Annotated in this window: 7 protein-coding genes; 1 reads left to right on the top strand and 6 read right to left on the bottom strand. The window is 70.4% G+C overall.

Annotated features, from left to right (window positions below):
- The 6 genes from HA630_RS20155 to HA630_RS20130 form a co-directional block, all read right to left on the bottom strand.
- A partial coding sequence (locus HA630_RS20155) for an aromatic ring-hydroxylating dioxygenase subunit alpha (RefSeq protein WP_243855571.1) occupies nt 1-692 on the bottom strand: 692 nt, incomplete at its 3' end.
- A 118-nt stretch (nt 693-810) separates the two neighbouring features.
- Nucleotides 811-1,950, bottom strand: coding sequence for a BMP family ABC transporter substrate-binding protein (locus HA630_RS20150; RefSeq protein ID WP_166837193.1), 1,140 nt, complete (start codon nt 1,948-1,950; stop codon nt 811-813).
- Between the two features lie 47 nt (nt 1,951-1,997).
- The gene (locus HA630_RS20145) at nt 1,998-2,918 is read right to left on the bottom strand and encodes an ABC transporter permease (RefSeq protein ID WP_166837191.1); all 921 of its coding nucleotides are present in this window, start codon (nt 2,916-2,918) and stop codon (nt 1,998-2,000) included.
- Complete coding sequence (locus HA630_RS20140) at nt 2,918-3,976, bottom strand: ABC transporter permease (RefSeq protein ID WP_166837189.1); 1,059 nt, start codon at nt 3,974-3,976, stop codon at nt 2,918-2,920. The genes HA630_RS20145 and HA630_RS20140 overlap by 1 nt, the downstream gene beginning before the upstream one ends.
- Entirely contained in the window at nt 3,963-5,501 is a 1,539-nt protein-coding gene (locus HA630_RS20135; protein WP_166837187.1) for an ABC transporter ATP-binding protein, read from the bottom strand. Before HA630_RS20135 ends, HA630_RS20140 begins: the two co-directional genes overlap by 14 nt.
- Nucleotides 5,498-6,529 carry a LysR family transcriptional regulator gene (locus HA630_RS20130; RefSeq protein ID WP_166837185.1) on the bottom strand — a complete coding sequence of 344 codons (1,032 nt, stop codon included), beginning with the start codon at nt 6,527-6,529 and terminating at the stop codon, nt 5,498-5,500. The genes HA630_RS20135 and HA630_RS20130 overlap by 4 nt, the downstream gene beginning before the upstream one ends.
- A gap of 70 nt (nt 6,530-6,599) precedes the next feature.
- Here HA630_RS20130 and HA630_RS20125 point away from each other — a divergent pair.
- Nucleotides 6,600-6,793 (top strand): 2Fe-2S iron-sulfur cluster-binding protein (locus HA630_RS20125; RefSeq protein WP_243855569.1); only part of this gene is annotated, 194 nt, incomplete at its 3' end.

The raw sequence follows: 6,793 nt of genomic DNA, 5'->3' as shown, positions 1-6,793 counted from the left end.
TTGCTGAGCAGCGCGCTGTAGGGGCTGAGCACCTCGTAACGGTAGGTCACCCAGTCGCCGCCGGCCGCCGCGGCGCTGGCGCGCGGTTGCCAGGCTTTGTAGCGCTCGATCACGGGGCGGCCGTCGGCGGTGTGGGTCACCTCGTAGGGCGGCACCTCAGGGTGCTCGGGCGCGCCCAGCCAGCCTTCGTGCACAAAGGCGAAGTGCGAGGTGTCAAGGAAGTTCTCCACCGCGCGCGGGGCGCTGGTGGCCACGTCGAACGGGCCGTACACGAGGCGGCGCGCCGGCAGGTGGCGCAGGTCCGGCAAGGGGTGGGGGCTGGGTGTGGCGTCGGGGGTGGCCGCTGCCGGGTCCAGCGAGACCCAGACCAGCCCTTCGTGCTCGGCCACCGCGTGCCGGCACACGCCGCTGCGGGCCGACGGGGCGAAGCCCGGCTGGGCCGGAATGGCCACGCAACGGCCGGCCGGCTCAAAGCGCCAGCCGTGGTAGGGGCATTGCAGCGTGCCGGCCACCACCCGCCCCAACGACAGTTGCGCGCCCCGGTGCGGGCAGCGGTCCACCATCGCCACCGGCTGGCCCTGGGCGTCGCGCCACAGCACCAGCGGCTGGTCCAGCAGGCGCACCCCCAGTGGGGCCATGCCCAGGTCGGTGGTCAGGCACACCGGCCACCACCCGCGTGTTTCGTTCGGCATCGTGTTTTTTTCCATATGGTTGCCAAAAACAAAAGGCCACCCGACCGGCGCTGCCGGTGGGGTGGCCGTGCCGCGTGCCCCCTTCGGTGGCACCGGCCCTGTGAGCCCGGTGGAGCGGTCAGTTGCCCGACGGCACCTTGCCTTCCACGCCCTTCACGAAGAACTTGATGCCGTCCTTCCAGGCCTGGTCGGCCTGCACGCCGGCGGCCAGCACTTCCTTGCCGGTGTTGTCCAGGATCGGGCCGGTGAAGGGGTCGAAGGTGCCGGCCTTCAGGCCCGCCTTGATCTCCTCGACCTTGGCCTTGGCCTCGGCGGGCACCGCGTCGCTGATCTTGATCAGGTCGTTCAGGCCTTCCTTCACCCCCCAGACGGTGCGGGTGGTCTGCCAGGTGCCGTTCTTCACGTCCTCGATGGACTTGATGTAGTACGGGCCCCAGTCGGCGATGGCCGACGCCAGGTGCGCTTTCGGGCCGAAGGCGCTCATGTCGCTGTCCCAGCCGAAGGCGTACTTGCCGTTCTTCTCGGCGGTTTGCAGCACGGCGGTGGAGTCGGTGTTCTGCAACAGCACGTCGGCGCCCTGGTTGATCAGGCTTTGCGCGGCGTCGCTTTCCTTGGGCGGGTCGAACCAGGTGTTGACCCACACCACCTTGACCTTGGCCTGGGGATTCACGCTCTGGGCGCCCAGGGCGTAGGCGTTGATGTTGCGCAGCACCTCGGGGATGGGGAAGGAGCCGACGAAGCCCAGGGTGTTGGACTTGGTCATGCTGCCGGCGATGACGCCGGCCATGTAGGTGTCCTGGTAGAAGCTGGCATCGTAGATGCGCATGTTGTCGGCCGTCTTGTAGCCGGTGGCGTGCTCGAACTTCACGTCGGGGAAGTCGGCGGCCACCTTCAGCATCGGCTCCATGTAGCCAAACGAGGTGGCGAAGATGATCTTGTTGCCCTGCTGCGCCAGGTCGCGGATCACGCGCTCGGCGTCGGCACCCTCGGGCACGGCCTCGACAAAGGTGGTTTGCAGGTCGGCGCCGAACTTGGCCTCGGCGGCTTTGCGGCCCAGGTCGTGGGCGTAGGACCAGCCGGCGTCGCCCACCGGGCCGACGTAAATCCAGGCGGCCTTGAGCGGCTCGGCCTTGGGCGCCTCGGTCACCGGGGCGGGGGCGGCGGCTTCCTCTTTCTGGCCGCAACCCACCAGCGCGGCCGAGGCCACCACCGTCAGGGCCGCCGCCTTGAGCCACACACGCTTCTGAACATCGATCATCGCTCGCACTCCTGAACAAAAAAACAATTATGAAGGCAATGTGGCCGTCAGGCCCCCGGGTAGAACGGTTTGCCGATGGACTGCGGCATGTTGGTGCGGATCCACAGCGGGTTGCGCGAGATCAGCACCAGCACCACCACCGTGGCCAGGTAGGGCAGCATGGTCAGCACCTGGCTGGGCAGGTTCACCCCCATGCCCTGCAGGTGGAACTGCACCATGGTCAGCCCGCCGAACAGGTAGGCCCCAAGCAATACGCGTGCCGGGCGCCAGGTGGCGAAGGTGGTCAGGGCCAGGGCGATCCAGCCCTTGCCGGCGATCATGCCCTCCACCCACAGCGGGGTGTACACGGTGGACACGTAGGCCCCCGCCAAGCCGCACAGCGCGCCGCCCACCCCCACCGCCAGCAGGCGGATGCGGCGCACCGGGTAGCCCAGCGCGTGCGCCGATTCGGGGCTTTCGCCCACGCTGCGCAGCACCAGCCCGGCGCGGGTGCGGTAGAGGAACCAGACCAGCGCCAGCGTGAGGAACACCGCAAAGTAGGCCATGGGGTGCTGGCGGAACAGCGCCGGGCCGACAAAGGGCAGGTCACCGAGGACAGGCACGACCGACAGGCCCTGGTCCGGCAGCTTGGCCTGGGTGTAGGGAATGCCGGCAAAGGCCGACAGCCCGGCGCCGAACAGGCTGAGCGCCAGGCCGGTGGCGTACTGGTTGGTGTTGAGCCAGATGACCAGCCCGCCGAACACCAGCGACAGGGCGGCCCCGGCAGCGGCCCCGGCGACAAAGCCCCAGCCGGTGGCGCCCAGGTGCACCACGGCGGCAAAGCCGGCCAGGGCGCCGCAGAGCATCAGCCCCTCGGCGCCGAGGTTGACGATGCCGGCCTTCTCGTTGATGAGCAGGCCCAGCGCCGCGATGGCCAGCACCGTGCCGGCGTTGAGCGACGAGGCGATCAGCAGAGCGGTGGCGTCCATCAGCGGCTCCCCCATTTGACGCGGTAGGCGATCAGCGTGTCGCAGGCCAGCAGGGCGAACAGCAGCACCCCCTGGAACACGCCGGTGATGGCCTTGGGCAGGCCCAGGCGCGACTGCGCCAGTTCACCGCCGATGTAGAACAGGCTCATGAGCACCGCCGAAAACACGATGCCGACCGGGTGCAGCCGGCCGACGAAGGCGACGATGATGGCGGCAAAGCCGTAACCCGCCGGCACGTGCGGCGTGAGCTGGCCGATGGGCCCGGCCACCTCCAGCGCACCGGCCAGCCCGGCCATGGCGCCCGAGAACAGCAGCGCGATCCACAGCGCCGCGCGCGAGGAAAAGCCGGCGTAACGCGCCGCCGCCGGCGCCAGCCCGCCCACCTGCTGGGCAAAGCCCGAGTGGGTGCGGAACAGGTACAGCCAGACCCCGGCCACGCCGGCCAAGGCCAGCAGCAGGCCGATGTTGACGCGCGAGCCGGTGAGCAGCCGCGGCACCTGGGCCGCTTTCTCGAAGGTCTGGGTCTGGGGGAAGTTGAAGCCGGCCGGGTCTTTCCACGGGCCGTACACCAGGTAGTTGAGCACCTGCACCGCCACGTACACCAGCATCAAGCTGACCAGAATCTCGTTGGCGTTGAAGCGGTCGCGCAGCAGCGCGGTGACGGCGGCCCAGGCCATGCCGCCCAGCACGCCGGCGGCCAGCACCGCCCAGACGAACCAGGGGCCGGTGGTGGGCCCGGCCTGCAAGGCCACGCCGCCCGCGAACACCGCGCCGATGACGAACTGCCCCTCGGCACCGATGTTCCAGACGTTGGAGCGGAAACACACCGCCAGCCCCAGGCCGATCAACAGCAGCGGCGTGGCCTTGACCATCAGCTCCCCCACCGCGTACCAGGACTTGAGCGGCTCCACGAAGAACACCTGCAAGCCGCGCACCGGGTCTTTGCCCAGCACCACGAACAGGCCGATGCCGATGAGCACCGTGACCGCCAGCGCCAGCAGCGGCGAGGCGTAGCCCCACACCGGCGAGGGCTGGGGCCGCATTTCAAGCTTGAGCATGGGCGCCCTCCTCCTGACCGGCCGGCGCCTGCCACAGGCCCGACATCCATTCCCCGATCTGTTCCACCGTGGCCTGCGCGCGCCACACCGGCGGCGACAACCGGCCCTTGGCGATCACGTGCAGCCGGTCGCTGATCTCGAACAGCTCGTCCAGCTCCTCGCTCACCACCAGCACCGCGCAGCCGGCGTCGCGCAGGGCCAGGATTTCGCCCCGGATCTGCGCCGCCGCGCCCACGTCCACGCCCCAGGTGGGCTGGCTGACGATGAGCAGGGTGGGCTTGGCCTCGATCTCGCGGCCCACGATGAACTTCTGCAGGTTGCCGCCCGATAGCGACTTGGCCGCCGCGTCCGGTCCGTTGGCCTTGACCTGGTAGCGCGCGATGATGTCGCGCGCCTGCGCCTTGAGCACGCCCAGCCGCAGCCAGCCCAGCGGACCGATGGCGTCGCGGCGCGACAGCAACAGGTTCTGCGCCAGGCTCAGCGTGGGCACGGCGCCGCGGCCCAGCCGTTCCTCAGGCACGAAGTGCAGGCCCAGCTTGCGCCGCCGGCCGGGCCCCAGGCGGGACACGTCCTGGCCGCCCAGGCGCACACTGCCGGCGGGCGCGCGCGGCTGCTCGCCCGACAGGGCGCTGAGCAGCTCGGCCTGGCCGTTGCCCGACACCCCGGCGATGCCCACCACCTCGCCGGCGCGGACCTGCAGGGCGATGCCCTGCAAGGCGGTGCCGAACGGGTCGGCGCTGGGCAGGCTCAGCCCCTGCACCGCCAGCACCGGCGCGCCCGGCGCATAGGCGCGGGCCTGCAGCGCCGACGGCTCGGCCCCGATCATCAGTCGGCTGAGCGAGGCGTTGGACTCCTGGCGCGGGTCGCATTCGCCGGTGACGCGGCCGCCGCGCATCACGGTGCAGGCCTGGCACAGGGCGCGGATCTCGTGCAACTTGTGGCTGATGTAGAGGATGCTGCAGCCCTCGGCGGCGAGCTGGCGCAGCACCACAAACAGCTTGTCCACCGCCTGCGGCGTCAGCACCGAGGTGGGCTCGTCCAGGATCAGCAGCTGCGGGCTGGTCAGCAGGGCGCGGATGATCTCGACCCGCTGCATCTCGCCCACGCTCAGGCTGTGCACCGGGCGGTCCGGGTCCACGTCCAGGCCGTAGGCCTGCGCCTTCTGGCGGATGCGCTCGCTCACCGCCGGCAGGCCGAGCGACTTGTCCAGCCCGAGCCAGACGTTTTCGGCCACGGTCAGCGTGTCGAACAGGCTGAAGTGCTGGAACACCATGCTGATGCCCAGCGCCCGCGCCTCCTGCGGGTTGCGGATCTGCACCGGCTGGCCGTTGAACAGCAGGGTGCCCTCGTCGGGCTTGACCGCACCGTAGATGATCTTCATCAGCGTGGACTTGCCGGCGCCGTTTTCGCCGAGCACGGCGTGCACGGTGCCCGGGGCCACCGTCAGCGAGACGCTGTCGTTGGCCACCACACCGGGGTAGCGTTTGGTGATCTGCGTCAGTTGCAGGCGGGGCGGTGGGCTCATGCGGCGGTGGGGGCGGGTCGGCGCGCGGCCGGGCGGGCGCGCGGGGCGGTCGGCGCGCTGGCCTGGACCGGGATCGGGGCGTCGGCGCCGGCGTGGTCGTAGTGGCGCAGCGCGGCGGCCACGGTGCGCACGCTGTCGCGCAGCCACTGCGCCGCCGGCGAGGTGTGGGTGCGCCCGTGCCAGAGCTGGTAGTACATCAGGCGCGGGAACGACACCGGGCAGGGCAGGATGGCCACGGGCAACTGCTCCAGAAAGCGTTCGCAGAAGTGGCGGCCGGTGGTCAGCACCAGCAGGCTGGAGGCGACCATGGCCGGGATCAGGCTGAAGTGGGGGCAGCGCGCAGCGATCTGGCGCACCAGGCCCTGGCTGGCCAGGTGGTCGTCGATGACGCCGCGCGCGCCCGGGTGGGTCGGCGTGGGGGCGATGTGTTCGGCCTGCAGCCATTCGTCCACGCTCCAGCCGCGGCGCACCGCGGGGTGGTTTTTCGAGACCAGGCACACCACCTCGTCGCCGAACAGCCGGCCCAGGTGCAGGTCGCCCGAGGGCTGGGGCCAGTTGCCGATGACCACGTCCACCTCGCCCTGGGCCAGCCGGCGGTGGTAGTCGGACTCGCCCGACAGCGGCTGGATCTCGATCGGACACAACGGCGCGTGGGTTTTCAGGTGGGTGACCAGCTGCGGCAGGAAGAAGGGGTCGAGGTAGTCGCTGGCGGCCAGGCTGAAGGTGTGGCGGGCGGTGGCGGGGTCGAAGCGGCGCGCGTCGGCAAACATCACCTCGGCCGAACGGAGGATGTGGGCGGCCGGCTCGACCATGCGCAGCCCGGCGGGGGTGGGCACCATGCCGGGGCCGGAGCGGACCAGCAAGGGGTCGCCGGCCAGCTCGCGCAGGCGGCGCAGGGCGGCGCTGACGGCCGGTTGGTGCATGCCCAGGCGCAGGGCGGTGCGGGAAACGTTGCGTTCGGTGAGCACGGTGTGCAAGACCCGGATGAGGTGGAGGTCTATCTTGTCGAAAAGCGTCTGATCTTTCATACCCAGCCTTGCATGGAGCGCATACCATGGCACATATGTTGCGGGCCGCCGCAGCCCCTACCCTTCGCGCATGACGATGCTTTCTGCCCCCGAAACCCCGACCCGGCCCCTGGCCTTTGTGCAGCGCGGCACTGTGGTGACGCTGCCGAATGTACCACCCAGCCGCACCCTGCTGGACCTGCTGCGCGAGGACCTGCACCTGAGCGCCACCAAGGAAGGCTGCGGCGAGGGCGACTGCGGCGCCTGCACCGTGGTGCTGGCCGA

The organism is Aquabacterium sp. A08, from assembly GCF_011742065.1.
Note: the sequence above shows the minus strand (reverse complement) of the source record. Positions and strands in the feature narration are given on the sequence as shown.

What these genes read in the sequence shown, in the direction of transcription:
- HA630_RS20150 (WP_166837193.1), bottom strand. Translation starts at nt 1,950, where the DNA reads ATGATCGATGTTCAGAAGCGTGTGTGGCTCAAGGCGGCGGCCCTGACG.
- HA630_RS20145 (WP_166837191.1), bottom strand. Translation starts at nt 2,918, where the DNA reads ATGGACGCCACCGCTCTGCTGATCGCCTCGTCGCTCAACGCCGGCACG.
- HA630_RS20140 (WP_166837189.1), bottom strand. Translation starts at nt 3,976, where the DNA reads ATGCTCAAGCTTGAAATGCGGCCCCAGCCCTCGCCGGTGTGGGGCTAC.
- HA630_RS20135 (WP_166837187.1), bottom strand. Translation starts at nt 5,501, where the DNA reads ATGAGCCCACCGCCCCGCCTGCAACTGACGCAGATCACCAAACGCTAC.
- HA630_RS20130 (WP_166837185.1), bottom strand. Translation starts at nt 6,529, where the DNA reads ATGAAAGATCAGACGCTTTTCGACAAGATAGACCTCCACCTCATCCGG.